26 protein-coding genes and 1 riboswitch are annotated in these 24,317 nt (G+C 72.9%); of the genes, 14 read left to right on the top strand and 12 right to left on the bottom strand.

What is annotated here, in order from left to right:
- Positions 1-70: 70 nt before the first annotated feature.
- A complete protein-coding gene (locus ACGFT2_RS32730) occupies positions 71-823 on the top strand; it encodes an endonuclease/exonuclease/phosphatase family protein (protein WP_393285541.1) in 753 nt (250 codons plus the stop codon).
- 123 nt (positions 824-946) lie between these two features.
- On the opposite strand, the gene ACGFT2_RS32725 is transcribed toward ACGFT2_RS32730, so the two are convergent.
- Both ACGFT2_RS32725 and ACGFT2_RS32720 read right to left on the bottom strand, forming a co-directional pair.
- Entirely contained in the window at positions 947-1,516 is a 570-nt protein-coding gene (locus ACGFT2_RS32725) for a hypothetical protein (RefSeq protein WP_393285539.1), read from the bottom strand.
- Positions 1,509-2,288, bottom strand: coding sequence for an alpha/beta hydrolase (locus ACGFT2_RS32720; RefSeq protein WP_393285536.1), 780 nt, complete (start codon positions 2,286-2,288; stop codon positions 1,509-1,511). Before ACGFT2_RS32720 ends, ACGFT2_RS32725 begins: the two co-directional genes overlap by 8 nt.
- Before the next feature lie 185 nt (positions 2,289-2,473).
- Between ACGFT2_RS32720 and ACGFT2_RS32715 the strand changes: the two genes are divergently transcribed.
- The 4 genes from ACGFT2_RS32715 (at position 2,474) to ACGFT2_RS32700 (ending at position 6,284) form a co-directional block, all read left to right on the top strand.
- On the top strand, positions 2,474-3,220 hold the full coding sequence (locus tag ACGFT2_RS32715) for a lysophospholipid acyltransferase family protein (protein ID WP_393285630.1): 747 nt from the start codon (positions 2,474-2,476) through the stop codon (positions 3,218-3,220).
- 23 nt (positions 3,221-3,243) lie between these two features.
- Positions 3,244-4,470: a MacS family sensor histidine kinase gene (macS, locus tag ACGFT2_RS32710; protein WP_393285533.1), complete on the top strand. Its 1,227-nt coding sequence runs from the start codon at positions 3,244-3,246 to the stop codon at positions 4,468-4,470.
- Positions 4,467-5,144: a response regulator gene (locus ACGFT2_RS32705; RefSeq protein ID WP_393285530.1), complete on the top strand. Its 678-nt coding sequence runs from the start codon at positions 4,467-4,469 to the stop codon at positions 5,142-5,144. The genes macS and ACGFT2_RS32705 overlap by 4 nt, the downstream gene beginning before the upstream one ends.
- Positions 5,145-5,255: 111 nt before the next feature.
- Positions 5,256-6,284, top strand: a complete 1,029-nt coding sequence (locus ACGFT2_RS32700) for a 6-phosphofructokinase (RefSeq protein WP_393285527.1) — start codon at positions 5,256-5,258, stop codon at positions 6,282-6,284.
- Positions 6,285-6,340: 56 nt separating this feature from the next.
- Here the strand turns inward: ACGFT2_RS32700 and ACGFT2_RS32695 are convergent, their stop codons facing one another.
- Both ACGFT2_RS32695 and ACGFT2_RS32690 read right to left on the bottom strand, forming a co-directional pair.
- A complete protein-coding gene (locus ACGFT2_RS32695; RefSeq protein WP_393285524.1) occupies positions 6,341-8,203 on the bottom strand; it encodes an anthranilate synthase family protein in 1,863 nt (620 codons plus the stop codon).
- Positions 8,204-8,304: 101 nt separating this feature from the next.
- Positions 8,305-8,361, bottom strand: coding sequence for a trp operon leader peptide (locus tag ACGFT2_RS32690; protein WP_353600867.1), 57 nt, complete (start codon positions 8,359-8,361; stop codon positions 8,305-8,307).
- Between the two features lie 107 nt (positions 8,362-8,468).
- Here ACGFT2_RS32690 and ACGFT2_RS32685 point away from each other — a divergent pair, with 107 nt between their 5' ends.
- The gene (locus tag ACGFT2_RS32685) at positions 8,469-9,821 is read left to right on the top strand and encodes a class II 3-deoxy-7-phosphoheptulonate synthase (protein WP_393285521.1); all 1,353 of its coding nucleotides are present in this window, start codon (positions 8,469-8,471) and stop codon (positions 9,819-9,821) included.
- A 132-nt stretch (positions 9,822-9,953) separates the two neighbouring features.
- Entirely contained in the window at positions 9,954-10,178 is a 225-nt protein-coding gene (locus tag ACGFT2_RS32680; RefSeq protein WP_393285518.1) for a bacterioferritin-associated ferredoxin, read from the top strand.
- Between the two features lie 52 nt (positions 10,179-10,230).
- Here ACGFT2_RS32680 and bfr read toward each other — a convergent pair whose 3' ends face one another.
- Positions 10,231-10,716: a bacterioferritin gene (gene bfr / locus ACGFT2_RS32675; RefSeq protein WP_393285515.1), complete on the bottom strand. Its 486-nt coding sequence runs from the start codon at positions 10,714-10,716 to the stop codon at positions 10,231-10,233.
- Between the two features lie 174 nt (positions 10,717-10,890).
- Between bfr and ACGFT2_RS32670 the strand changes: the two genes are divergently transcribed.
- A complete protein-coding gene (locus tag ACGFT2_RS32670; protein ID WP_393285512.1) occupies positions 10,891-11,523 on the top strand; it encodes a sulfite oxidase-like oxidoreductase in 633 nt (210 codons plus the stop codon).
- A 12-nt stretch (positions 11,524-11,535) separates the two neighbouring features.
- On the opposite strand, the gene ACGFT2_RS32665 is transcribed toward ACGFT2_RS32670, so the two are convergent.
- From ACGFT2_RS32665 to thiO, 6 genes are all read right to left on the bottom strand, one after another.
- Positions 11,536-12,027 (bottom strand): DUF4396 domain-containing protein, encoded by a 492-nt coding sequence (locus tag ACGFT2_RS32665; protein ID WP_393285510.1) that lies wholly within the window; start codon positions 12,025-12,027, stop codon positions 11,536-11,538.
- 77 nt (positions 12,028-12,104) lie between these two features.
- A complete protein-coding gene (locus ACGFT2_RS32660; RefSeq protein ID WP_393285507.1) occupies positions 12,105-12,983 on the bottom strand; it encodes a deoxyribonuclease IV in 879 nt (292 codons plus the stop codon).
- A gap of 248 nt (positions 12,984-13,231) precedes the next feature.
- Entirely contained in the window at positions 13,232-15,157 is a 1,926-nt protein-coding gene (gene pknB / locus ACGFT2_RS32655) for a Stk1 family PASTA domain-containing Ser/Thr kinase (RefSeq protein ID WP_393285505.1), read from the bottom strand.
- 85 nt (positions 15,158-15,242) lie between these two features.
- On the bottom strand, positions 15,243-16,049 hold the full coding sequence (locus ACGFT2_RS32650) for a thiazole synthase (protein WP_393285502.1): 807 nt from the start codon (positions 16,047-16,049) through the stop codon (positions 15,243-15,245).
- Positions 16,050-16,051: 2 nt separating this feature from the next.
- Positions 16,052-16,264: a sulfur carrier protein ThiS gene (gene thiS, locus ACGFT2_RS32645; protein WP_393285499.1), complete on the bottom strand. Its 213-nt coding sequence runs from the start codon at positions 16,262-16,264 to the stop codon at positions 16,052-16,054.
- Positions 16,261-17,421: a glycine oxidase ThiO gene (gene thiO, locus ACGFT2_RS32640; RefSeq protein ID WP_393285496.1), complete on the bottom strand. Its 1,161-nt coding sequence runs from the start codon at positions 17,419-17,421 to the stop codon at positions 16,261-16,263. Before thiO ends, thiS begins: the two co-directional genes overlap by 4 nt.
- Positions 17,419-17,530: riboswitch (TPP riboswitch) on the bottom strand. It overlaps the preceding gene by 3 nt.
- 52 nt (positions 17,531-17,582) lie before the next feature.
- Between thiO and ACGFT2_RS32635 the strand changes: the two genes are divergently transcribed.
- The 6 genes from ACGFT2_RS32635 (at position 17,583) to ACGFT2_RS32610 (ending at position 22,533) form a co-directional block, all read left to right on the top strand.
- Positions 17,583-17,933 (top strand): hypothetical protein, encoded by a 351-nt coding sequence (locus tag ACGFT2_RS32635; RefSeq protein WP_393285493.1) that lies wholly within the window; start codon positions 17,583-17,585, stop codon positions 17,931-17,933.
- 32 nt (positions 17,934-17,965) lie between these two features.
- Positions 17,966-19,213 (top strand): NAD(P)/FAD-dependent oxidoreductase, encoded by a 1,248-nt coding sequence (locus ACGFT2_RS32630; RefSeq protein WP_393285490.1) that lies wholly within the window; start codon positions 17,966-17,968, stop codon positions 19,211-19,213.
- 105 nt (positions 19,214-19,318) lie between these two features.
- A complete protein-coding gene (locus ACGFT2_RS32625) occupies positions 19,319-19,684 on the top strand; it encodes an Rv2175c family DNA-binding protein (protein WP_393285487.1) in 366 nt (121 codons plus the stop codon).
- 88 nt (positions 19,685-19,772) lie between these two features.
- Positions 19,773-20,429, top strand: a complete 657-nt coding sequence (gene thiE / locus ACGFT2_RS32620) for a thiamine phosphate synthase (protein ID WP_393285485.1) — start codon at positions 19,773-19,775, stop codon at positions 20,427-20,429.
- Between the two features lie 194 nt (positions 20,430-20,623).
- On the top strand, positions 20,624-21,547 hold the full coding sequence (gene metF / locus ACGFT2_RS32615) for a methylenetetrahydrofolate reductase [NAD(P)H] (protein WP_393285482.1): 924 nt from the start codon (positions 20,624-20,626) through the stop codon (positions 21,545-21,547).
- A gap of 56 nt (positions 21,548-21,603) precedes the next feature.
- Entirely contained in the window at positions 21,604-22,533 is a 930-nt protein-coding gene (locus ACGFT2_RS32610; protein WP_393285479.1) for a hypothetical protein, read from the top strand.
- A 232-nt stretch (positions 22,534-22,765) separates the two neighbouring features.
- Here the strand turns inward: ACGFT2_RS32610 and ACGFT2_RS32605 are convergent, their stop codons facing one another.
- Positions 22,766-24,274, bottom strand: coding sequence for a phytoene desaturase family protein (locus ACGFT2_RS32605; RefSeq protein ID WP_393285477.1), 1,509 nt, complete (start codon positions 24,272-24,274; stop codon positions 22,766-22,768).
- Between the last annotated feature and the right edge of the window lie 43 nt (positions 24,275-24,317).

The raw sequence follows: 24,317 nt of genomic DNA, 5'->3' as shown, positions 1-24,317 counted from the left end.
CCCTCGCGCCCGGACCCCGCGCCCCGGGTCATGCGGCGCCCCCGGCACCCGAGCGGCGTAGATTGACGGCATGGCAACCCCGCTGCTCCCCAACTCCCGCACCGAGGCGGACGGTTCCGCGGTCATCAGGGTCCTGAGCTACAACATCCGCTCCATGCGCGACGACACGGACGCTCTGGCAAGGGTGATCTCCGCCTGCGCCCCCGACCTGGTCCTCGTCCAGGAAGCGCCCCGGTTCTTCCGCTGGCGCAAGAAACTGGCCCGGCTCGCGGCGGCCTCCGGCCAGGTCGTCCTCACCGGCGGAGCCACCGCGGCGGGACCGGCGATCCTGTGCAGTCTCCGGGCCACCGTCGAGCGGACCGAGGACGTACTCCTCCCGCTCACCCCGGGACTTCACCGGCGGGGCTTCGCCACGGCGGTGATCCGGTTCGGCGGCACCCGCCTGGGCGTGCTCAGCTGTCATCTCAGCCTGAGCGAGAACGAGCGCCACGAGCAGGCGGGCATGCTCCTCGACCGCGTCGCCGGCCTCGGCGTGGAGCACGCGGTCGCGGGCGGTGACCTGAACGAGCGGCCCGGCGGCCGCACCTTCGGCCGCCTCTCCGCCGGCCTCCAGGACTGCCGTACCGCGGCCCCCTGGGGCGGGGAGTTCACCTCCACCCCGGCCGATCCCCGCCAGCGCATCGACGCGATCTTCGCCACCAAGGGCGTAGAAGTGCTGGGCTGCGGCGTGCCGGTGGACCAGCCGGGTGTCACCAGGACCGACCTGACGGCGGCCACCGACCACCTCCCGGTCCTGGCCGCGCTCCGGATCCCGGCGACCTGACGGCCGCCACCGCGCGCGGCCCGGGCCACGACAGCACACCCGCCCGGCACGCGCGTGCGGCTCGGGAGGTCGTCCGCCCGGCACGCGCGTGCGGCTCGGGCGGGACCCTCCCGTGCCGTCCGCTCAGACCACGGCGCCCCGGCCGGGATCGCCGTCCTCGTCGTCGTCCGTCCGCATCCGGGTCACCAGCGTCGCGAAGCCGCCGAGGAAGCCGCCGATGCCGAGCGTCGTCAGCCACCAGGTCATGTCCCAGTCGAGCAGGACCGCCAGCAGAAGCAGCACCGGGCCGCCGACGACGCCGAGCCAGGCGAACCTGGCCGTCGCGTCGGTGGCCGGCAGCGGTGGCGGCTCGGGCGGCACGAAGTGGCCCTCGTCGTCCTCGTCGAAGTCCTCGTCGGACGGCTCGGGCGCGCTGAAGTCGCGCGGACCGACGCCGGGCGCGAACGACACCGAGCTGCCGAGCGGCCGCACCGGCTGCGGGTCGGCGGACTCGTCCCCGCCGTTCGTGGTGTCCTTCTCGAGCAGCGCGAGATCCTCCACCGACTTGTAGGGCCTGGCGCCCGGCGGGTCCGCCGGTTCCTTGCCGTACCCGGCGACGATCGCCTGCCAGGCGGCGGCCTCGTCGAAGGGCACCCCCTGCTCGTCCGGCTCGCGCTCCTCACGGTTTTCGCGGTCGGAGCCCTGCTCAGCCAACTGCTGCCGTCCCTTCCTTGCCGACACCGGGTGCGAGCCGGCCGATGAAGGCGAGGCTCTCCTCGAAGACCCGGTCCGCATCCTCGTCCAACGTCGCAACGTGGTAGCTGTGTTCCAGCACCAGCTCCGTCACGTCCACCGACGACACCCGGCCGAGCACCCGGGCCGAGTCCGCGGCCGGGACGACATGGTCCTGGGCGCTGCGCAGCAGCAGCAACGGCTGGGTGACCTGGGGCAGCTCGCCGTCCAGCCGGCGCAGGAACACCCGCAGCGAATGGGCCGCGTGCAGCGGCACCCGGTCGTAGCCCAGCTCCGCCGCGCCCTCCTTCGCGATGTCGCTGGCGATGCCCTTCGTCGTCCGGACGAGGTGCCGGGCGACGGGCAGGGCGTACGCCGACAGGCCGTGCACCCTGTTCGCCGGGTTGACGGCCACCACGCCGGTGACCCGGTCGCCGTGGAGCGCGGCCAGGCGCAGCGCCAGCGCCCCGCCCATCGACAGGCCGGCGACGAACACCCGGGAACAGCGCTCGGAGAGCAGCCGCAGCTCGCGGTCCACCTCCGCGTACCAGTCCTGCCAGCCAGTGACCTGCATGTCCTCCCAGCGGGTGCCATGGCCGGGCAGCAGCGGCAGCGACACGGTCAGGCCGTGGGCCGCGTGGTGCTGCGCCCAGGGGCGCATCGACTGGGGCGAGCCGGTGAAGCCGTGACAGAGGAGGACGCCCACCTCCCCGCCTTCGTGGCGGTACGGCTCGGCTCCGGGGAGAACCGGCACCTTCGACTCTCCTGTTCCTGGGAGGGCCTCGTCCGGTGGCCGGTCAAGGCGGGAAGAAACGCGCGGATGTGGTTCACCGTACGCGACCGCACTGACACCGACCAGGGTCGTCGGGCCCTTTGACGGTGCTCCGGGTTAAGGTCTGTTCGACGCAAACAGGAGGCACACGGGTGTTGTACGGCACGATGAAGGTCGCCATCGGAGGGCCGCTGAAGGTCGCCTTCAGGCCCTGGGTGGAGGGGCTGGAGAACATTCCGGCCGAGGGCCCCGCCATCCTGGCCAGCAACCACCTGTCCTTCTCGGACTCGTTCTTCCTGCCGACGATGCTGAACCGCAAGGTCACCTTCATCGCGAAGGCCGAGTACTTCACCACCCCCGGCGTGAAGGGCCGGCTGACCGCCGCCTTCTTCAAGGGCGTCGGCCAGCTCCCGGTGGACCGCTCCGGGGCGCGCGGCGCCGGCGAGGCGGCGATCAACAGCGGCATAGAGGTGCTGCGGCGCGGCGAGCTGTTCGGCATCTATCCCGAGGGGACCCGCTCGCCCGACGGCCGGCTCTACCGGGGCAAGCCCGGCGGCCTCGCGCGCGTGGCGCTCGCCACCGGCGCGCCGGTCATCCCGGTCGCGATGATCGACACGGAGAAGATCCAGCCGCCGGGCAAGGTCGTGCCCAAGCTGATGCGGCCCGGTATCCGCATCGGCAAGCCCCTGGACTTCAGCCGGTACCACGGCATGGAGCACGACCGCTTCGTCCTGCGCGCCCTGACCGACGAGGTCATGTACGAGATCATGCGGCTCTCCGGACAGGAGTACGTCGACGTCTACGCGACCGCCGCCAAGCGGCAGATCGCGGAGGCGGCGAAGGCGGCCAGGGAGGCGGAGAAGAAGGCGGACGCGGAGAAGAAGGCGGACGCGGAGAAGAAGGCGGCGGGGTAGCGGGGAGACGGGGGGCGGGGGTCGTGCCCAGGCGCGAGCGGGTGATGCGGATGTCGGTCGAGCTGCCGTTGTGGCGCGCGCTCGCCGGCTACCGCGTGCTGACGATGCTGTACGCCATCGGCCTGTGCGCCACCGCGTACTCCGACTTCGCACGCCCCTGGGTGGCCCTCGCCTACTACGCCGTCCTGCTCGTGTGGACCCTCGCCACGCTGCCCAGGGTGGCGAGCGAGGCCGCCTGCACCAAGCGCTTCCTCGCCGCCGACCTGACCGTCGCCCTCGCCGGCATCCTGCTGACCCCGCTCGCCGACAACCACGAGCGGATCGCGGGCGGCGGCCCCACCCTGCCGTCGATATGGACCGCCGGTTCGGTGCTGGCCTTCGCCCTCAAGGGCGGCTGGCGCTGGGCGGCCGTCGCCTCCACGGCCGTGGCCGCCGTCAACCTCGTCGAGCGCGGCCGGCCCGCCCGGGACACCGTGCACGCCGTGATCCTCGTCTGGGTCGCCTCCATCGCCATCGGCTACGTCGTGGAGGTGGCCCGCGCCTCCGAGCGCACCCTGGCCCGCGCCCTGGAGATCGAGGCCGCGACCCGGGAGCGGGAGCGGCTGGCCCGGGACATCCACGACAGCGTGCTGCAGGTGCTGGCGATGGTGAAGCGCCGGGGCGCGGCCCTCGGCGGCGAGGCGGCCGAGCTGGGCCGGATGGCCGGGGAGCAGGAGGTGGCCCTGCGCATGCTGGTGTCGGGCGGCCTGGTGCCGGTGTCCCGGGTGTCGGAGGACGCGGCCGCCGGAGCCGTCGTACGGGCCGTCGAGGAGCCGGACGACGACGGCCCGGTCGATCTGCGCGCCCTGCTCGCCCCCTATGCGTCCGGCCGGGTCGGCCTCGCCGAGCCCGGCGCCCCGGTGGTGCTGCCGGCCGCCGCGGCCCGGGAGGTGGCCGCCGCGGTCGCGGCCGCGCTGGACAACGTCCGCAGGCACGCCGGCGCGGAGGCCCGGGCCTGGATCCTCGTCGAGGACGAGCCGGACGAGGTCGTCGTGACCGTCCGGGACGACGGGCCCGGCATCCCCGTGGGCCGGCTCGCCCAGGCCGAGGGGGAGGGCCGGCTCGGGGTGGCCCAGTCGATCCGCGGACGGCTGCGGGACCTCGGCGGCAGCGCCGAGCTGATCTCCGTCCCCGGGCAGGGCACGGAAGTCGAACTGAAGGTACCGAAGGGCGCCGGACGGGCGCGGGGGAAGAAGGCGGAGCAGCGATGACACGGCAGCAGGGCCCGATCAGGGTCATGGTGGTGGACGACCACCCCATGTGGCGCGACGCGGTCGCCCGGGACCTCGGCGAGTCCGGCTTCGAGGTGGTCGCCACCGCGGGCGACGGCGACCAGGCGGTCCGCCGTGCCAAGGCCGCCGTGCCCGACGTCCTCGTGCTGGACCTCAATCTGCCCGCCAAGCCCGGCGTCCAGGTCTGCAGGGAACTGGTCGCCCACGATCCGGCGTTGCGCGTGCTGGTCCTCTCGGCGAGCGGCGAGCACGCCGACGTCCTGGAGGCGGTCAAGTCCGGCGCCACCGGCTATCTGCTGAAGTCGGCCTCCACCGAGGAACTGCTGGACGCGGTGCGCCGTATCGCGGTCGGCGACCCGGTGTTCACGCCGGGTCTGGCCGGACTGGTGCTCGGCGAGTACCGCCGCCTGGCCTCCGAGCCCGCGCCCGCCGCCGGCACCGACGAGCCGGGCGCCCCCCGGCTGACCGACCGGGAGACGGAGGTGCTGCGGCTGGTCGCCAAGGGCCTGAGCTACAAGCAGATCGCCGAACGGCTCGTCATCTCCCACCGCACGGTGCAGAACCACGTCCAGAACACCCTCGGCAAGCTCCAGTTGCACAACCGGGTCGAGCTGGTGCGGTACGCGATCGAGCGCGGACTGGACGACGAATAGAGCGGCCGTCACGGAAACGTGGCGGAATCACCCTCCCCGCCTCTCCCGATGTGACGCGAATCACCATTAGCGTGACTGAGCGTCAGGCAAGCGCGGCGAAGGGACACTTTCATGCGGGTCGGAGTACTGACCGGAGGCGGCGACTGCCCCGGGCTCAACGCCGTCATCCGGGGCATCGTGCGCAAGGGCGTGCAGGAGTACGGCTATGACTTCGTCGGCTTCCGGGACGGCTGGCGGGGTCCGCTCGAGAACGACACGATCCGGCTCGACATCCCCGCGGTGCGCGGCATCCTGCCCCGTGGCGGCACCATCCTCGGCTCCTCGCGGACCAATCCCCTCAAGCTGGACAACGGTATCCGCCGCATCAAGGAGAACCTGGCCAAGCAGGAGGTCGAGGCCCTCGTCGCGATCGGCGGCGAGGACACCCTCGGCGTGGCCGCGCGGCTGGCCGACGAGTACGGGGTGCCCTGTGTCGGCGTCCCGAAGACCATCGACAACGACCTGTCCGCCACCGACTACACCTTCGGCTTCGACACCGCGGTCAACATCGCCACCGAGGCGATCGACCGCCTGCACACCACCGCCGAGTCCCATATGCGGGTCCTGGTCTGCGAGGTGATGGGCCGCCACGCCGGCTGGATCGCGCTGCACTCGGGCCTGGCCGGCGGTGCCAACGTCATCCTCATCCCCGAACAGCGCTTCGACCTCGACCAGGTGTGCGCCTGGATCACCTCCCGCTTCAAGGCGTCGTACGCGCCGATCGTCGTCGTCGCCGAGGGCGCCGTGCCGAAGGACGGCGAGGTGGTCCTGAAGGACGCGTCGCAGGACTCCTTCGGGCATGTGCGGCTCTCCGGGGTCGGCGAGTGGCTGGCCAAGGAGATCGAGAGGCGCACCGGCAAGGAGGCGCGCACCACGGTCCTCGGGCACATCCAGCGCGGCGGCACCCCCAGTGCCTTCGACCGCTGGCTCGCCACCCGCTTCGGTCTGCACGCCATCGACTGCGTGCGCGACGGCGACTTCGGCAAGATGGTCGCCCTGCGCGGCACCGACATCGTGCGGGTGCCGATCGCCGAGGCCACGGCCAGGCTGAAGACCGTGGACCCGGCGCTGTACGAGGAGGTGGGGGTGTTCTTCGGCTGACGGCCCCCCGGCCGTGCCGTGGCGGGGCCCGGGACCGCTGTTCCCGGGCCCGTCCCTCACCTCGGCGTGCTCGCCGCGCGCAGCCCGCCGATCAGCTCGCGCACGACCGCCGCCCCGTTCAGGGTCAGCACGGACTCCGGGTGGAACTGCACCCCGGCGAACCCGGGCCCCCGCACGGCGTGCACCTCGCCGTTGCCGGCCCGGCTCACCTCGATCCCGTGCGCGGCCAGCTCCCGGGCCGTCCCGTCGTCGCAACGGGCCGTGAAGCTGTTGTAGAAGCCGACCGTCTCCGGCCGCCCGAACAGGTCGATCCGCGTCTGCGCCCCTTGACAGGGCACCTGCTTGCGCACCAGGTCCAGGCCCAGCTCCGCCGCGATCAGCTCGTGCCCGAGGCACACCCCGAGCACCCCGAAGCGGTGCCGCCGGACCACCGTGGACGTCAGCTCGCGCAGGAGCCGCATCTTCGGGTCGGCGCGGTCGCGGGGATCACCCGGGCCGGGCCCGAGCACGACCGGCCCCTCGTGCGCGAGCGCGGTCCGGCGCAGCCCCGGCTCGTCGTACCGCCGGACGGTCACCTCCAGACCGCTTGAGCGCAGCACGTGCGCCAGCATCGCCGTGAAGGTGTCCTCCCCGTCGACGACCAGGGCATGGCCGGTCAGCTCCCGCGCCTGCTCCTGCATCCGCAGCCAGAACGGCGCCAGTGCCGAGCGCCGCCCGTCCAGCGCGGCCCGCACCCGGGGATCGTCGGCGAGCCGGGGCCGGTCCCGCTCCGCGCCCGGCCGGGACGGCCGCACCCCCAGGGCGGACAGCACGCCCGCCGCCTTCGCGTGCGTCTCCGCGACCTCGCCCGCCGGGTCCGAGCCGCGTACGAGCGTCGCCCCGACCGGGACGCGCAGCCGGCCGCCCGAGTCGATGTCGGCGGTGCGGATGAGGATGGGGGAGTCGAGCGTCTGCGCGCCCCCGCCGTCCCGTCCGAGCAGCGCCAGGGCACCCGCGTAGTAGCCCCGGCCGCCGGTCTCGTGGCGCTCGATCACCCGGCACGCGTTCTGCACCGGCGAGCCGGTGACGGTCGCCGCGAACATGGTCTCCCGCAGCACCTCCCGCACGTCCAGGGAGGACTTCCCGCGCAGCTCGTACTCGGTGTGCGCGAGGTGGGCCATCTCCTTCAGCCGCGGGCCGACGACGACCCCGCCCCGGTCGCCGACGGTGCACATCATCTTCAGTTCCTCGTCGACGACCATGGACAGCTCCTCGATCTCCTTGCCGTCGGCGAGGAAGTCCAGCAGCCGCTCCGGTGTCGGCCCCCCGGCGGGATAGCGGTAGGTCCCGCTGATCGGGTTCATCACGACCGTTCCGCCGGACATCCGCACGTGCACCTCGGGGCTGGCGCCCACCAGCGTCCGCTCGCCGGTGTGCACCACGAACGTCCAGTACGCGCCGCGCTCGCCCGTCAGCAGCCGCCGGAACAGGGCCAGCGCGTCGGCGCGCCCGAAGCCGGGGATCTCGCCCTCGTACGTCCGGCGGATCACGAAGTTCGCGCCCTCGCCCCGGCCGATCTCCTCCGCCAGCACCCGCCCGACGATCTCGCCGTACTCCTCGTCGCCGACGTCGAAGCCGCCGCCCTCGACCCGCACCTCGTGCTCCGGCAGCGCCCGGAGGGCCTCGGCCAGCGGGACCTCGTGGGACTCCTCGGGGGTGAGGGCCAGCAGCGGGGTGCCGTCGTCGCGGACGTCGAAACCGCGCTCGCGGATCTGCCGGAAAGGGATCAGCGCCAGCCCCTCGCCGGGCAGGTCGGCGAGCCGGTCGTGGGCGGTCACCGGGCCGATCAGCACCTCCACCGGCTGCTCGGCGCGGCCGGGGGTGCGGCGGCGCAGCAGGGCGAAGGGGCGGTGGTCGGACAGCAGGTCCTGCAGGTTCACGGGTCGGGCTCCTTCTCGATCTTCTGACGGAGAGGAACGACCCCGGAAACGCCGAAGGCCGCCCCTCGGGCGGCCTTCGCGAAGTCTGGTTGTACGCGCGATCAGCGGGCCGCCGGGAGAGCGGTCCACCACCAGTTCTGGATCGAAAGCGCGAACATGCGGAAGACCCTACCGCACCCGGGCGGCCGTCCACGGGACGATCGCCCCGTCTCATCCTTCGAGCCGGAAGAAATAACATCCGACGCGACCCCGTAAGGTTTGGGAGGTGACCGTGAACGCTAAGACCAGCCCGAGCGCTGGCAACACCTGGCGAAACCTGCCCGCGGCGCAGCAGCCCGAGTACCCCGACACCGAGGCTCTGCGCGCAGTGATCGCGGACCTCGAGTCGTATCCGCCGCTCGTCTTCGCGGGCGAGTGCGACCAGCTGCGCGCCCGGCTGGCGGCCGTCGCCAAGGGCGAGGCGTTCCTCCTCCAGGGCGGCGACTGCGCCGAGGCCTTCGACGCGGTGTCCGCCGACCACATCCGCAACAAGCTCAAGACGCTCCTGCAGATGGGCGCCGTGCTGACCTACGCGGCCTCCGTGCCCGTGGTGAAGGTGGGCCGGATCGCGGGGCAGTACTCCAAGCCGCGCTCCAAGCCGACCGAGACCCGCGGCGGCGTGACCCTGCCGACCTACCGGGGCGACTCCGTCAACGGCTTCGACTTCACCGAGGCCAGCCGCGTCCCGGACCCGGAGCGGCTGAAGCGCATGTACCACGCCTCGGCGTCCACGCTGAACCTGGTGCGCGCCTTCACCACCGGCGGCTACGCCGACCTGCGCCAGGTGCACGCCTGGAACCAGGACTTCGTGCGGACCTCGCCGTCGGGCCAGCGCTACGAGCAGCTGGCGCGCGAGATCGACAACGCGCTGAACTTCATGCGGGCCTGCGGCACCGACCCGGAGGAGTTCAAGACCGTCGAGTTCTTCGCCTCGCACGAGGCGCTGCTGCTGGACTACGAGTCCGCCCTGACCCGGGTCGACTCCCGCACCGGCAAGCTGTACGACGTCTCCGGCCACATGGTGTGGATCGGTGAGCGCACCCGGCAGCTGGACGGTGCGCACATCGAGTTCGCCTCGAAGATCCGCAACCCGATCGGCATCAAGCTCGGCCCGAACACCACGGCCGAGGAGGCGCTGCAGTACATCGACCGCCTCGACCCCGAGCGGGAGCCGGGCCGGCTGACCTTCATCGTCCGCATGGGCGCCGGCAAGATCCGCGACAAGCTCCCCGAGCTGGTGGAGAAGGTCTCGGCCTCCGGCGCGACGGTCGCCTGGGTGACCGACCCGATGCACGGCAACACCTTCGAGGCGGCCTCCGGGCACAAGACCCGCCGCTTCGACGACGTGCTCGACGAGGTCAAGGGCTTCTTCGAGGTCCACAAGGCGCTCGGCACCCACCCGGGCGGCATCCATGTGGAGCTGACCGGCGACGATGTCACCGAGTGCGTGGGCGGCGGCGACGAGATCTTCGTCGACGACCTGCACCAGCGTTACGAGACGGCCTGCGACCCGCGGCTGAACCGCAGCCAGTCGCTGGACCTGGCGTTCCTCGTGGCGGAGATGTACCGGGACCAGTGAGCCCGGGTGGGGCGCGGATCACAGACGATCCGCGCCCCTCTCTCTTTTGCGTCCGGCGGGGGATGGGTAAGGTTAGGTTTGCCTCACCGAACAGGAGATGGCATCCGTGACCCCGTCGGGAGGTGGATCCGCGTGTACGTCTGCAGCTGCTTCGGGGTGACCGAGGCGCAGGTCAAGCAGCATGCGGAGGACGGCGCCTGCACGCCCCGGCAGATCGCCTCGGCCAGCAAGGCCGGCACCGACTGCGGCGGCTGTGTACGGCGGATCCAGGCGTTGCTGGGCCGGGGGGCCTGCCCGCGCCGCGAGCTGATCGACCAGCACGTCCCGGCGCTCGCGCGACTGGACGACGCCGCCTAGCGTCCCTGCCCGCGGCCGCTCGGTGCGTGGAGAAGCCTCCGGTGCCCGGACCCTAGGAGTCGGGCTGGCTCTGCTCGACGACGGTCGAGAGATAGAGCGCCTCGCCCAGCTTGTCCACCAGTTCCAGCTGGGTGTCCAGGTAGTCGATGTGGTGCTCCTCGTCGGCCAGGATCGCCTCGAAGATGTTCGCCGACGTGATGTCGTTCTTCTCGCGCATCACCTGGACGCCCCGGCGCAGCCGGTCGATGGCCTCGACCTCGACCTGCCGGTCGGCCTGGAACATCTCGGTGACCGTCTGGCCGACCCGGACGTGGAAGAGCCGCTGGTAGTTCGGCAGGCCGTCGAGCAGCAGGATGCGGTCGGTCAGGATCTCCGCGTGCCGCATCTCGTCGAACGACTCGGCCCGGGTGTACTTCGCGAGCTTCGCCCATCCCTTGTGGTCCTGCAGTTTGGCGTGCAGGAAGTACTGGTTGATCGCGGTCAGCTCGGCGGTCAGCTGTTCGTTGAGCAGCTCGATGACCTCGGGGTCGCCTTGCATTGCGATGGACTCCTTCGGGTAGTCGGACCAGGCCGCTAGCGCCGCATGATTGCATCGGCGAAGAAGATCGTCCAGTAAGTGCGTACTTAGTGAGTAAGTACCGCCTTAATGCTGTCTGTCCGCTTTGCTGGAGGGTGGTCAAGGGCATCGCCCCAGGTCTGTCAGGATGGATACATGGGTCATCCGGTGGAGCGAGAGTCTGGAGCAGCGGCAGGGACCGAGCTTCCGCCGGGGCAGCGGCTCCAGCGAGGCTGGCCGGTCACGCACTACGGACCCGTCCCGAAGTTCCGGCCCGAGCGCTGGGAGTTCCGGGTCTTCGGCGCCACCGCCGACGGTGACAAGCACACCTGGGGGCACGAGGAGCTGACGGCCCTGCCCTACGCCACCGTGGTGGCCGATCTGCACTGCGTGACCAAGTTCAGCATGGTCGGTGCGGAGTGGGGCGGCGTCCCCGCCCGCGCGATCCTGGACCTGGCCCCGCCGGCGCCGGACGCCACCCATGTGATGGTCTGGGCGGAGTACGGCTTCAGCTCGAACCTGCGCCTGGCGGACTTCGCCTCCGACCGCACGATCTTCGCCACCCACAAGGACGGCGAACTCCTCACCGCCGAGCACGGCTTCCCGGTCCGCCTGATCGTGCCCCACCTGTACGCCTGGAAGGGCCCGAAGTGGGTCCGTGGCGTGGAGTACATGACGGCCGACCGCCGTGGCTTCTGGGAGGAGCGCGGGTACCACAACCTCGGCGACCCCTGGAAGGAACAGCGCTACTCCTACCAGGAGGAGCCCGGGGACGGCCCCGAGCTGTGACCCCCGGCCCGCTCAGTGGTGGTACCGGTGCACCACCGCGTGTCCCCTGCCCCGCCCGATCGTCCACTTGTTGACCGGGGTGGTCACCGCGAAGGCGACCACGAGTGAGAGCGCCAGCGAGATCCAGAACAGCGGCTCGCCGAGCGTCGCGTCCATCGCCGACGGCCATACCAGGATCACGCCGTTGTCGATCAGCTCCATCACGGCGATGGACAGCGTGTCCGCGGCGAGCGCCACGCGGAAGGCGGTGCGGAAGCCGACACCGGCCCGCAGCACCCCGCGCAGGGTGAGGGAGTAGCCGAAGAGGAAGGCCAGGGCGACCGCCAGCAGCGTGGTCGGCAGATTGCCCCACCCGAACGCCGTGCCGGCGACCATGCCGAGCACCTCGCCGACGGCGCAGCCGGTGAGGCAGTGCAGCGTGGCCCGGACGGCGGTCGCCCAGTCGGCGCCGGGCGCCGGTGCGTGGTGGTCGTGGTCGTGGCCGATGTGGGTCGAGTGGTCCATGGCGTTCCCCCATGCCGAGTGACGGTTCCTGCTCCACAGCAGGAACCGTATACCCCTGGGGGGTATTCCGGAACGACTCAGTGATCCCGGAGTTTCTTCAGCCGCTCCACGTCCGCGGCGTGCCCCTGGCTGCCGCCGGGCGTCTCGATGATCAGCGGAACGCCCGCCGTCGCCGGATGCGTCATCAGAGCGCGGAACGGGTCCTCGCCGATGTGGCCCGCGCCGATGTTCTCGTGCCGGTCCTTGTGCGCCCCGACGACGTCCTTGGAGTCGTTGGCGTGGATCAGCTTCAGCCGGCCCGCACCGACCGTGTCCACCAGCAGGTCCAGGGTCTGGTGCATACCGTTCGGACCGGTCAGATCGTGCCCGGCGGCGAAGATGTGGCAGGTGTCCAGGCACACGCCCAGCTTCGGGTGGGCGTCCAGCGCCTCGAAGTACGGCCCGAAGTCCCAGGTGCGCGAGCACAGCGAGGCGCCCTGCCCCGCGGTCGACTCCAGCAGCAGGAACGGGTCGTCGTCCTCGGTCAGCTCCTCCAGCAGCGGCAGCAGACGCTCGCGCACCTGCCGCAGCGCGACCTCCCGCGGCCGCCCGCCGGTCGCGCTGCCGGTGTGCACGACCACACCCAGCGCACCGATCTCGCGTCCGCGCCGCAGCGAGTGCCGCAGGGACTCGACGGACCGCTCGACGGTCGCCTCGGTGTGCGAGCCGAAGTTGATCAGATAGGGGGCGTGCACGTACGCCGGGATCGACTCCTCGGCGCACGCCGCGCGGAACGCCTCGTCCTGGCGCGGGTTCCCGGCGGGCGTCGCCCAGCCGCGCGGGTTGGCGACGAAGACCTGCACGGTCTCCGCCCGCAGTCCACGGGCGTACGACAGCCCCACGGAGTGCAGGCCGCCGGCCACCGGGACGTGGCCGCCGACGGGGTTGCGGGGCAGGGGGGACTGGTCAGGACTCACCCGTTCAGGGTGTCACGCCCGCCCCGTCCCCTGGCCCCCGCCCCCTGGACCCCGGCCCCCAGGACCCCGGCCCTCGGTCCCCTGGACCACGGCCCCCTGGACTACGGCCCGCGGACCCCGGCCCCTGGACCCCGGCTTCCTGGACCCCGGCTCCCTGGACCACAGCCCTCGGACCACGGTCCCAGGTGGCCGTCGTCACCCGACGGTGACGGTGGCCCCGGTCGCCGGGAGGGTGATCGTGATCGTCGTCACCGGATGGTGATCGTGATCGTCGACCCCTTGGGCGCCTTGTCGCCGCCCTCCACCGACTGCTTCTTCACGGTGTCGCCGAACAGCCCGAGCAGGCCGCGGTCCTCGTCCACCTCGAAGCCGGCGCCCTCCAGGGCGTCGTGGGCGTCGTCCACGCTGTCGCCGACCACGTCCGGCACCTCGATCATCTCCGGGCCCTTGGACAGCGTCAGCGTCACCGTGTCGCCCTCCGCGGCCTGGCCGCCGTCACGCGGACTCTGCGCCGCGACCGCTCCCTTGTCGTACTCGGAGTCGATCCGCTGCGGGGCGACCCGCACCTTCAGCCCGGCGTCCGTCAGCTCCTGCTTCGCGCTGTCCAGGTCGTCGCCGGTGACGTCCGGAACGTCGATCGGGCTGCCCTTGCTGACGGTCAGGGCGATCGCCGAACCGGCGTGCCGCTCGGTGCCGGCCCGCGGTGCCGTGGCGATCACGGACCCCCTGGCCACGTCCTCGCTGAACTCCCGGGTCACCATCCCCGGCTCCAGCCCGGCCGACTTCAGCCGCGCCCGCGCCCCGGCGAGCGACCGTCCTCGCAGATCCGGCACCTTCACCGTCTCCGGGCCCAGCGAGACGGTCAGCGCGACCGAGTCGTGGTCCCGGATCCGGGTGCCGGGCGCCGGGTCGGTGCTGACGACGGTGCCGCGGTCGACGGTGTCGTTGTACGACCGCTTGACCTCACCCACGTCCAGCCCGGCCGACCTCAGCCGCTCCCGCGCCTGCGCCTCCGTCTTCGTCAGCAGCGGCGGGACCTTCGTGAACTGGCCGGAGTTGATGTACCAGACCCCGGCGCCCACACCGAGCGCCAGCAGCACGGCCGCGAGCACGGCCACCGTCGCCCGCCTGGGCCGCGCCGGGCGCCGCCGGCCGGGGACGGGCGGGGACTGCAGCCGGGTGGTGCGGTGGACGCCGTCCGCCGCGGCGTCCTCGCCGACGGGTAGCGGCCGGGGCACCGTCAGCGCCCGCGGGATCACACTCGTCCGGTCCTCGGCGTTGTCGTGCTCCGCGGTCAGCGCCTGTGGCGGCAGCGCGTCCAGCTGCTCCTCGGTCAGCGCCCGGCGCGCCTCGCGGACCTGGCCCAGCAGTGCCACGGCGTCGTGCGGGCGGACGTCGGGGTTGCGCGCGGTGGCCGACGCGACCAGCTCGTCCAGCTCGAACGGCAGTCCGGGCACGAGCGCCGAGGGCGGCGGCACGTCCTCGTGTATGTGCCGGTACAGCACCTGGGCGGGGGAGTCACCGGAGTGCGGCTTCCCGCCCGTCAGCATCTCGTAGAGGACGACACCGCACGCGTACACGTCGACGCGGGGATCGGTGGTCCCCCGCTCTATCTGCTCGGGCGCGAGGTACGACACCGTCCCGAGCACGGAACCCGTCGTGCTGGTCACGGTGTCCACCGAGCGCACCAGCCCGAAGTCGGCCACCTTGACCCGGCCGTCGTCCCCTATCAGGACGTTCTCCGGCTTCATGTCCCGGTGCACGAACCCGGCCCGGTGGGCGGCGCCGAGCGCGGCCAGCACCGGCTCCAGGATGTCCAGCGCGGCCCGCGGCTGCAGCGCGCCCCGCTCGCGCAGCACGTCGCGCAGGGTGCAGCCGGCGATGTACTCCATCGCCAGATACACGTACGACCCGTCGGTGCCCTGGTCGAAGACCTGCACCACGTTGGGGTGGTCGAGCCGGGCGACGGACTTCGCCTCACGGATGAACCGGTCGACGAAGGACCCGTCCCCCGCGAGTGCCGGGTGCATCACCTTCAGCGCGAGAACGCGGTCCAGGCGGGTGTCCAGGGCCCGGTAGACCGTGGCCATCCCGCCGGCCGCGACCCGCGCGTCGATGCGGTATCGGCCGTCGAGCACCTGCCCGACGAGGGGGTCCTGAAGGGTCGTATCCACGCAGGCGAGTGTACGAGGGACGGCCGGTGCTCCCGTCCCCCGTGCTTTCCCGGGGACGGAATGCAGCAGAGCTGTGACTGTCGCGCTACCGGCTCGGCCGGAAAGCGGGGCGCTCGGGGTCCAGGTGCGCGCGCCCCTCGGTGGGGGAGGAGGCCTCGGCGAAATGACGGCGCGGGATCCGCCCCGCCAGCCGGGCGAGCCGGCCCGCCTCCACGGCGTGCTTCATCGCCGCGGCCATGGTCTCCGGCTCCTGTGCCCGGGTGACGGCCGAGGCCAGCATCACACCGGCGCACCCCAGCTCCATCGCGAGCGCCACGTCGGACGCCGTACCGGCCCCCGCGTCCAGGATCACCGGCACGCGCGCCTGCTCGACGATCAGCTGGAAGTTGTGCGGATTGCGGATGCCGAGCCCGGACCCGATCGGCGAGCCCAGCGGCATCACCGCGGCGCAGCCCACGTCCTCCAGCCTGCGCGCGATGACGGGGTCGTCGTTCGTGTAGGGCAGCACCGTGAACCCGTCGTCGACCAGCGTCTCCGCCGCCTCCAGCAGTTCCACCGGATCCGGCAGCAGGGTCCGCTCGTCGGCGATGACCTCCAGCTTGATCAGGTCCGTGCCCAGCGCCTCCCGGGCCAGCCGGGCGGTCAGCACGGCCTCCCCGGCGGTGAAACAGCCCGCCGTGTTCGGCAGCACCCGGATGCCGAGGCGCTCCAGCACCGAGAGCACGGAGCCGTGCACGGAGGGGTCCACCCTCCGCATCGCGACCGTCGTCAGTTCCGTGCCGGAGGCGAGCAGCGCCCGCTCCAGCACGTCCAGGCTGGGCGCGCCGCCCGTGCCCATGATCAGACGGGAACCGAAGGGCACTCCGCCGAGAACGAAGGGATCGTCGGCCATGGTCAGCCTCCTTGGACGGCGGTGAGGACTTCGACGCGGTCACCCTCGGTGAGCGCGGTGGCCGCCCAGCGGGTGCGCGGGACGACGGTCTCGTTGACGGCCGCCGCCACCCCGGAGGGCGCCGCGGTGAGCGTTTCGACGAGGGAGTCGAGCGGGGTGCCCGGGGCGACGTCCCGGCGCTCCCCGTTCACGGAGATGGTGACGGAGGGGGTCATACGGGCTGCTCCGAGAGGACGGCGCCGAATCGCTTCGGCGTGAACGGGCGGGCTTCTTCGGGGAGATCACCGGTGACCAGCGCGTGCGCCATGACGTCCCCCGTGACCGGCGTGAGCAGCACCCCGTTGCGGTAGTGCCCGGTGGCCAGCAGCAGGCCGTCCAGGCCGGACGGCCCGAGCAGCGGCGCGTTGTCCGGGGAGCCGGGCCGCAGTCCGGCGCGGGTCTCGGTGAGCGGCAGCTCGGTGATGCCCGGCACCAGCTCGTGGGCGTCGCGCAGCAGCTCGTACACACCGCCGGCCGTGACCGTCGTGTCCCAGCCCAGCTCCTCGCTGGTGGCACCGACGACCAGCTCGCCGTTCTCGCGAGGCACCAGATAGACATGGCTGCCGCGGACCACGGCCCGCACGGTGCGGCTCAGGAAGGGCGCGAACCGGGCGGGCACGGTCAGCCGCAGCACCTGCCCCTTCACCGGCCGCACCGGCGGCAGCAGCGCCTCCGGCACCCCCGCGAGCCGTCCGCTCAGGCTCCCCGCGGCGAGTACCACCCGGTCCGCGCGCAGCCCGGTGCCGTCCGTCGTGGTGACACCGGCGGCCCGGTCCCGCACCACGTCGAGCCGCTCGGCCCAGTCCCGGTGGAAGACCACCCCGGCCCGCTCGCACGCGGTCACCAGGGCCGCCGTGAGTCGCCGCGGATCGATCTGGTGGTCACCGTCGACCCGCAGGCCACCCCGCACCCCCGGCGCCAGCATCGGCTCCAGGCGCCGGCACTCCCGCCCCGTCAGCCACTCCGCCGCGAGGCCGGAGCGCTGCTGGAGCGCGTGCAGTTCCCGCAGGTGGGCGCGGTCGTCGGCGTCGAGCGCGACCGCGAGGGTGCCGCAGCGGCGGTAGCCGAGGTCGTGGCCGGTGAGGTCGGCCAGCTCGGCGGCGAAGTCCGGATAGCGGCGGGCCGACTCCAGATTCAGGGCGAGCAGCCGCTCCTCGCCGTAGTGCAGCTCGGTGACCGCGGCCAGCATCCCGGCCGCGACCTGGGCGGCCCCGCCGCCGGGCGCGGGGTCGACCACGGCCGTGGCGAGCCCCCGCTGCGCCGCACGCCAGGCCGTGACCAGGCCGATGATTCCGCCCCCGATGACGAGGACGTCGGACGTACGTGAGGACATGGGCGTCCAGCCCCTCCCTTCGCCGGCATGACCCGGATCAGGTTCGTACGGTCGGAGGCCGCCAGCCTCCCTCTCAGCCCGGTGCGTCCGGGCTCCCGCGAGTGCTTGTACCGTGGCCAGCCTAGCCCGCAGCGCTCGTCACACGTAAGGGAGCCCCGGTCATGGCCCGCTCGCTCGACGGACTGATCCTCGCCCCGGTCGCGGATCAGGCCCCAGGTCAGGTGGGTACGCGTACCCGGTTCTCGTACCACGAGGAGGCCGGCGCGATCTGGGCCGACTACGCGGGCGGCGACGTCGCGCGCGGGCATCTGGTCGGCACGCGCGAGGGCGACCGGCTGGACTTCCGTTACGTGCAGCTCAAGACGGACGGGACGACGTCCTCGGGGCACTGCGTGTCGAGGGTGACCGAGCTGCCCGACGGCCGCGTGCGGCTGGAGGAGACCTGGGAGTGGGAGTCGCAGACCGGTGCCGGTACGAGTGTTGTGGAGCAGGTCACCGAGCACGCCCACTGACTGACGCGCCGTCACGTGTCTAAGGTGACCGGGTGAGCGAGCAGACAGCGCAAGAGAGCCCGGCAGAGGAGCGGCGCGTGGTCGTCGTGGGCGCGGGCATGGCCGGGGTGCAGACCGCGGTCGCCCTGCGGGACCAGGGCTTCACGGGCACCGTGACCGTCATCGGCGCGGAGCCGCACCAGCCCTACGACCGGCCGCCGCTGTCGAAGGCCGTCCTGCTCGGCAAGGCCGAGGGCTCCGCCTTCGACGTGGACTTCGAGGCACTCGGCGTCGAGCTGCGGCTCGGCTGCGAGGTGCTGGGCGTGCGCCCCGCCGAGCACGAGCTGGACACCGAGGCGGGCCCGGTGCCCTACGACGTCCTGGTCCTCGCCACCGGCGCCGAGCCGATCACCCTGCCGGGCACCGAGGGCGTGCCCGGCGTGCACCTGCTGCGCACCCTGGACGACGCCGAGCGGCTGCGGCCCGTGCTCGAGCGGCAGCACGACATCGTGGTCGTCGGCGCCGGCTGGATCGGCGCCGAGTTCGCCACCGCGGCCCGGCAGGCGGGCTGCGCCGTGACCGTCGTCGAGGCCGCCGACCGGCCGCTCGCCGGCGCCCTGCCCGCCGAGGTGGCCACGCCGATGGCCGCCTGGTACGCCGACAGCGGCACCGAACTGCGCACCCAGGCGCGCGTGGAGCGCGTCGAGCCCGGCGCGGTGGTGCTCAGCGACGGCACGCGGCTGCCCGCCGGCGCCGTGGTCGTCGGCATCGGCGCCCGTCCCGCCACCGGCTGGCTGGCCGGCTCCGGCGTCGAGCTGGGCGCGCACGGCGAGGTCTTCGCCGACGCCCGCCTGCGCACCACAGTGGCCGACGTGTACGCCGTCGGCGACTGCGCCTCCTTCCCCTCCGCGCGCTACGGCGAACGACTGCTCGTCCATCACTGGGACAACGCCCTGCAGGGTCCGCGCACGGTCGCCGCGAACATCCTGGGCGAGACGCCCGCGGTCTACGACCCGGTGCCGTACTTCTGGTCCGAGCAGTTCGGCCGCTTCGTCCAGTACGCGGGCCATCACGCGGCTGCCGACCGCCTGGTGTGGCGCGGTGATCCGACGGGTCCGGCCTGGACGGTGTGCTGGCTGCGCGCGGACCGGCTGGTGGCCCTGCTGGCCGTGGGCCGGCCGCGCGATCTGGCCCAGGGCCGACGGCTGATCGAGGCGGGCCGCCACATGGACCCCGGGGCCCTCGGCGACCCGGCCCGGCCCCTGAAGGACGCCACCGCGGACCGGCCGGCCACGCCGTGACCCGCCGCGGCGGACCCTCGCAAAGCCCCCGGCGGCGTCCCCCGGGGCGCTCACGTGGACCTGCCTGACTTCCGACTGTCGGTGGGGGATGGCAGGCTAGATTCCGTGACCGAGATTGACACGAAGATCGATGCTCTCGTCCCCGCCTGGCTCACCGTCCCCGACATCGCCGAACAGCTCGGCGTCGAGGTGACGCGTGTGCGGCAGCTGGTCAAGGAGGGCCAGCTCATCGCCGTACGCCGAGGTGAGAACAAGGCACTGCACATCCCCGCCGCCTTCATCGACGGGGACAAGGTCGTCAAGGGCCTCGCCGGGACTCTGACGCTCCTGCGGGACGACGGCTTCACGGACGAAGAGATGCTGGAATGGCTCTTCACTCCGGACCCGACCCTGCCCGGCACCCCCGCGGAGGCCCTGAGCGAGAATCGCGGCACGGAGGTGAAGCGCCGCGCCCAGGCGCTCGCCGTCTGAGCCGAACCGCGCCAGGAGGTGGCGTGCGGCACCGAGCCCGCACGCCACCGGCCACCACCGGGCACACCGACCATGGGGGGACCCACGCATGTCCGACACCGCCCGCGCCGCGCTCGCCGACGCCCGCCTGTACCTGTGCACGGACGCCCGTGCGCGCCAGGGCGACCTCGCCGAGTTCCTCGACGCGGTCCTGGCCGGCGGTGTCGACATCGTCCAGCTGCGCGACAAGGGCATGGAGGCCGCCGAGGAGCTGGAGCACCTCCGGGTCTTCGCCGAGGCGTGCGCCCGGCACGGCAAGCTCCTCGCGGTCAACGACCGGGCGGACGTCGCCCACGCCGCCGGTGCCGACGTGCTGCATCTCGGCCAGGGAGACCTGCCCGTCCCGGCGGCCCGCGCGCTTCTCGGCGACGGCGTCCTGATCGGCCGCTCCACGCACGCCGAGGAGGAGGCCGCAGCGGCCGCCGTCCAGGAGGGCGTGGACTACTTCTGCACCGGCCCGTGCTGGCCGACCCCCACCAAGCCCGGCCGGCCGGCGCCCGGCCTGGACCTGGTCCGCAGCACGGCCGCTCTCGGCACCGACCGCCCCTGGTTCGCCATCGGCGGCATCGACCTGGGCAATCTGGACGAGGTGCTGGACGCCGGCGCCCGCCGGGTGGTCGTGGTCCGCGCGATCACCGAGGCGGACGACCCGGGCGCCGCGGCGGCGGAGTTCGCCAAGCGGCTGCGGGCGGCCCGCCGGCGGTAGCGGTTCCGGGAGCGCCGCCCACGGTCCGCCGCCCACCATGCGCCGGCCGCCGCCCACCATGCGCCGCCCGCCGACCGCCGTGTGGCCACGGGGCGACGACGGCTTCCGTCCACCTGCTGGACAAGAAAGCGACAAATCGGCCAAATGTCCGGCGTCCGGTTGGGGGACCGTCCACCCGTGGCTAACCTGCGGGTATGGCCCTCGGAACCGCATCCACCAGGACTGATCGCGCGCGCACCGTGCGTGACATCCTGGCCACCGGCAAGGCGACGTACTCGTTCGAGTTCTCGGCGCCGAAGACCCCCAAGGGCGAGCGGAACCTGTGGAGCGCGCTCCGGCGGGTCGAGGCGGTCGCCCCCGACTTCGTCTCCGTGACCTACGGCGCCGGCGGCTCGACCCGCGCGGGCACGGTCAAGGAGACCCAGCAGATCGTCGCCGACACCACCCTCACCCCGGTCGCCCACCTCACCGCGGTCGACCACTCCATCGCCGAACTGCGCAACATCATCGGCCAGTACGCGGACGCCGGTATCCGCAACATGCTCGCCGTGCGCGGCGACCCGCCCGGTGACCCGATGGGCGAGTGGGTCGCGCACCCCCGGGGACTGACCTACGCGGCCGAACTCGTGCGACTCATCAAGGAGTCGGGCGACTTCTGCGTGGGCGTGGCCGCGTTCCCGGAGATGCACCCGCGCTCCACGGACTGGGACACCGATGTGAACCGCTTCGTGGACAAGTGCCGCGCGGGAGCCGACTACGCCATCACACAGATGTTCTTCCAGCCCGAGTCGTATCTGCGGCTGCGGGACCGGGTGACCGCGGCCGGCTGCGACACCCCGGTCATCCCCGAGATCCTGCCGGTCACCAGCGTGAAGATGCTGGAACGGCTGCCGAAGCTCAGCAACGCGATCTTCCCGGACGCCCTGAAAGAGCGGATCCTCACAGCCAAGGACGATCCGGCGGCGGTACGCTCCATCGGTATCGAGTTCGCCACCGAGTTCTGTGCGCGGCTGCTGGCCGAGGGAGTACCCGGACTGCACTTCATCACGCTCAACAACTCCACGGCGACCCTGGAAATCTACGAGAACCTGGGCCTGCACCATCCCCCGCGGGCCTAGACCGGTCACCTCGCGGTACGACACACTGCGTAGCGGCCACTGGGAGAGGGGCGTACATGGGCTGGACGGTCCTCTACATCGCATTCGGCGTCGTCGCACTGTGGTTGCTCGGCGAGGTGCTGCTGCAGTACAAGGCGCGGCTGCGCTGGCGGCTGCTCGCGTTCGTCGGCTTCCTGGGCGTCGTGCTCGGCGTGCTGATGCCGTCCGTCATCGTGATCGGGCTGGGTGCGATCGCCTTCGCGACCGGGCAGACCTACGTCACGCTGTCGTTCCGCCGCGGCTTCGCCGCGGGCTGGGCGGTCAAGCGTCCCGACGGCGAGACGGGCGGCGGCAGCAAGCGCCGCCGTGGCAGGACGGAGCGCCAGGAGCCGGCGCAGGACGTCCTCGCCCCCCGAACCGCGGAGAGCGCCGACCACGGTGACGCCGGCTACGACCCTGAGCGCCCGGACTACGACGACTACGACCGCGACGACGTCTTCACCCCGGCCCGCGCCGCCGGGGAGCCCGGCGCCGAGGCCACCTCCGTCTACGCGCCCCAGCCCCTCCCCGACGACACCGGGTCCTACGGCGTCTACGGCGACACCGCCGCGCCCGCGAGCGCCGCCCAGCCCCAGAGCGCCGACCAGACCTACGCCTACGACTACTCCGGCTACGGCCAGCAGGGCTACGGCTACGACACCGGCGGCCAGCAGGCCTACGCCAATTATTCCGACCCGTACATCGGCACCCAGGCCTACGGCGGCACCCCGTACGACACCGGCGACACCGGCTACGGGCAGCAGCAGTTCGGCCAGCAGGGCTACACCCAGGACCCGTACGCCACCGGCGGCTACGGCGGGACCCCGGCCGGCGGGGTGTGGGTGCCGCAGCAGCGCACCGACGAGAGCTACGGCGGCGAACTCCCGCAGGAGCAGCCGTACCCGTACCAGACGGGCGAGCAACAGCCGCAGCCCGGCGCGGGGTACGACGAGCAGTACCGCTTCTGAGGCACGGGGCACGACGAGCCGCGCCGCCCTCGAGGCGCGGGGCGCGACGAGCCGTACCGCTTCGGGGGCGCGGGGTGCGACGAATCGCACCGCTTCCGCGGTATCAAAAACGGAATCGGAATCGGAATCCACGAGCCGTACCGCTTCGGGGGCGCGGGGTGCGACGAGCCGTGCCGCCGAGGCGCCGGAGGCGATGAGCCTTACCGCTTCCGCGGCGGGCCCCGGCGACGGATCACTGCGAGCCGCGGAACTCCGGCCCCTCCACGATCAGTCCGGCCGCCAGCGCCCCCGACATGCCCGCGTGCGGCAGTCCGCCGCCGGGATGGGACCAGCCGCCGGCGGTGAACAGACCCGGGAGGGCGGTGGTGTTGGCCGGGTGCAGCACGCCTTCCGGCGCGGCCAGCGCCGGCGGCGGAACCGCGCCGCCCGTGGCGCCCGTCTCCCGCTCGGTGTCCACAGGCGTGCGGACCTCGCGCCACAGCACCCGCTCGCGCAATCCCGGCACGGCCCGCTCGGCGGCGGCGACCAGCCGGTCCGCGAAGGCGTCGGCGGCGCCCGGCGCGGCCCAGTCGTACTCCGTCGCCGAGGGGACCGTCGCCGTCAGCACCACGGACTCGTGCTCACCGCCGGGCCGCAGGGCCGGGTCGTCCGGCCGGTCCACGACGGCCGTCGGCAGGTCGGGCAGCACCCCGTGCCGGAACAGGTCCAGGTCGCCGTCGCCGTCGGCCGAGTGCACCACCGTGCGATGCACCGCGCCGGGCTCCCGGGCGCCACGCAGCGCCAGACACACCACCACCCGGCCGGGGTACTGGTCCTCGGGGTCCGGGGGCACGTCCTGCGCGCCGTACAGCTCTCTGCCCGGGACCAGGCCGCCGAGCCGCCAGGGCCCCGCGCCGACGACGAAGTCCGCCTCTCCCACCGTGCCGTCGGCCAGCTCCACCCCGGCCGCCCGGCCGTCCTTCTCCAGGATCCGGGTCACCTCGGCGCCGAAGACGAACTCGACCCGCCGCTTCAGGCAGCGCTCGTACACCGCGCGCGCCAGCTCCCGGATGCCACCGCGCACGTACCAGGTGCCGAAGGCGTGCTCCATGTACGGCAGCACGGCCGCGCTCGCCGGGACGATCCCGGGGTCGACGCCGTACGCGAGCGCGTAGCCGTCCAGCAGCTGTGCCAGCCGGGGGTCGCGCAGTTCCCATCTGCCGATCTCGAACAGCTTGATCGCGCGCCGGGTGCGCAGCCGCCGCTTGTACGGCACCCCCGGATAGGGCTCCCTGTCCAGCAGCACCTGCCAGTTGGGCCACAGCGGTTCCTCCAGCAGCGGACGGCGGGTGCGGTCCCAGGTCTCGCGGGCCCGCACCAGGAAGTCGCCCCAGCGCTCGCCCGCCCCGGCGCCCAGCGCCTCGTCCAGGGCCGCGACCACCCCCGCGCGCGAGGCGTTCGGCAGGACGACCTCGGTGCCGTCCGCGAACACATGGCGCGCGGCCGGGTCGACCTGGACCAGCTCGACGCAGTCCTCCAGCGGCTCCTTGCCGGTCTTGAGGAACAGGTCGCGGTACACGGCGGGCAGCGTCAGCAGCCCCGGACCGGTGTCGAAGGCGAACCCGTCCCGCTCGAAGCGGCGCACCGCGCCGCCGTACGTCTCCGTGCGCTCGTACACCACCACCCGGTGGCCCGCGACGGCCAGCCGGGCGGCAGCCGCCATCGCGCCCATCCCAGCGCCGATCACCGCAATCCGTGCCATGCCCGCGACTCTATCGACCGCCACCGACAACCCGGTCGCCGGG

The organism is Streptomyces sp. NPDC048514 (assembly GCF_043199955.1).
GTDB lineage: Bacteria > Actinomycetota > Actinomycetes > Streptomycetales > Streptomycetaceae > Streptomyces.
Note: the sequence above shows the minus strand (reverse complement) of the source record. Positions and strands in the feature narration are given on the sequence as shown.

Coding starts and splice junctions, on each gene's coding strand:
- metF (WP_393285482.1), top strand. CDS start 20,624: ATGGCCCTCGGAACCGCATCCACCAGGACTGATCGCGCGCGCACCGTG.
- thiE (WP_393285485.1), top strand. CDS start 19,773: ATGTCCGACACCGCCCGCGCCGCGCTCGCCGACGCCCGCCTGTACCTG.
- ACGFT2_RS32605 (WP_393285477.1), bottom strand. CDS start 24,274: ATGGCACGGATTGCGGTGATCGGCGCTGGGATGGGCGCGATGGCGGCT.
- bfr (WP_393285515.1), bottom strand. CDS start 10,716: ATGCAAGGCGACCCCGAGGTCATCGAGCTGCTCAACGAACAGCTGACC.
- thiS (WP_393285499.1), bottom strand. CDS start 16,264: ATGACCCCCTCCGTCACCATCTCCGTGAACGGGGAGCGCCGGGACGTC.
- ACGFT2_RS32730 (WP_393285541.1), top strand. CDS start 71: ATGGCAACCCCGCTGCTCCCCAACTCCCGCACCGAGGCGGACGGTTCC.
- ACGFT2_RS32635 (WP_393285493.1), top strand. CDS start 17,583: ATGGCCCGCTCGCTCGACGGACTGATCCTCGCCCCGGTCGCGGATCAG.
- ACGFT2_RS32715 (WP_393285630.1), top strand. CDS start 2,474: ATGAAGGTCGCCATCGGAGGGCCGCTGAAGGTCGCCTTCAGGCCCTGG.
- thiO (WP_393285496.1), bottom strand. CDS start 17,421: ATGTCCTCACGTACGTCCGACGTCCTCGTCATCGGGGGCGGAATCATC.
- ACGFT2_RS32705 (WP_393285530.1), top strand. CDS start 4,467: ATGACACGGCAGCAGGGCCCGATCAGGGTCATGGTGGTGGACGACCAC.
- ACGFT2_RS32670 (WP_393285512.1), top strand. CDS start 10,891: ATGGGTCATCCGGTGGAGCGAGAGTCTGGAGCAGCGGCAGGGACCGAG.
- ACGFT2_RS32650 (WP_393285502.1), bottom strand. CDS start 16,049: ATGGCCGACGATCCCTTCGTTCTCGGCGGAGTGCCCTTCGGTTCCCGT.
- ACGFT2_RS32665 (WP_393285510.1), bottom strand. CDS start 12,027: ATGGACCACTCGACCCACATCGGCCACGACCACGACCACCACGCACCG.
- ACGFT2_RS32610 (WP_393285479.1), top strand. CDS start 21,604: ATGGGCTGGACGGTCCTCTACATCGCATTCGGCGTCGTCGCACTGTGG.
- ACGFT2_RS32700 (WP_393285527.1), top strand. CDS start 5,256: ATGCGGGTCGGAGTACTGACCGGAGGCGGCGACTGCCCCGGGCTCAAC.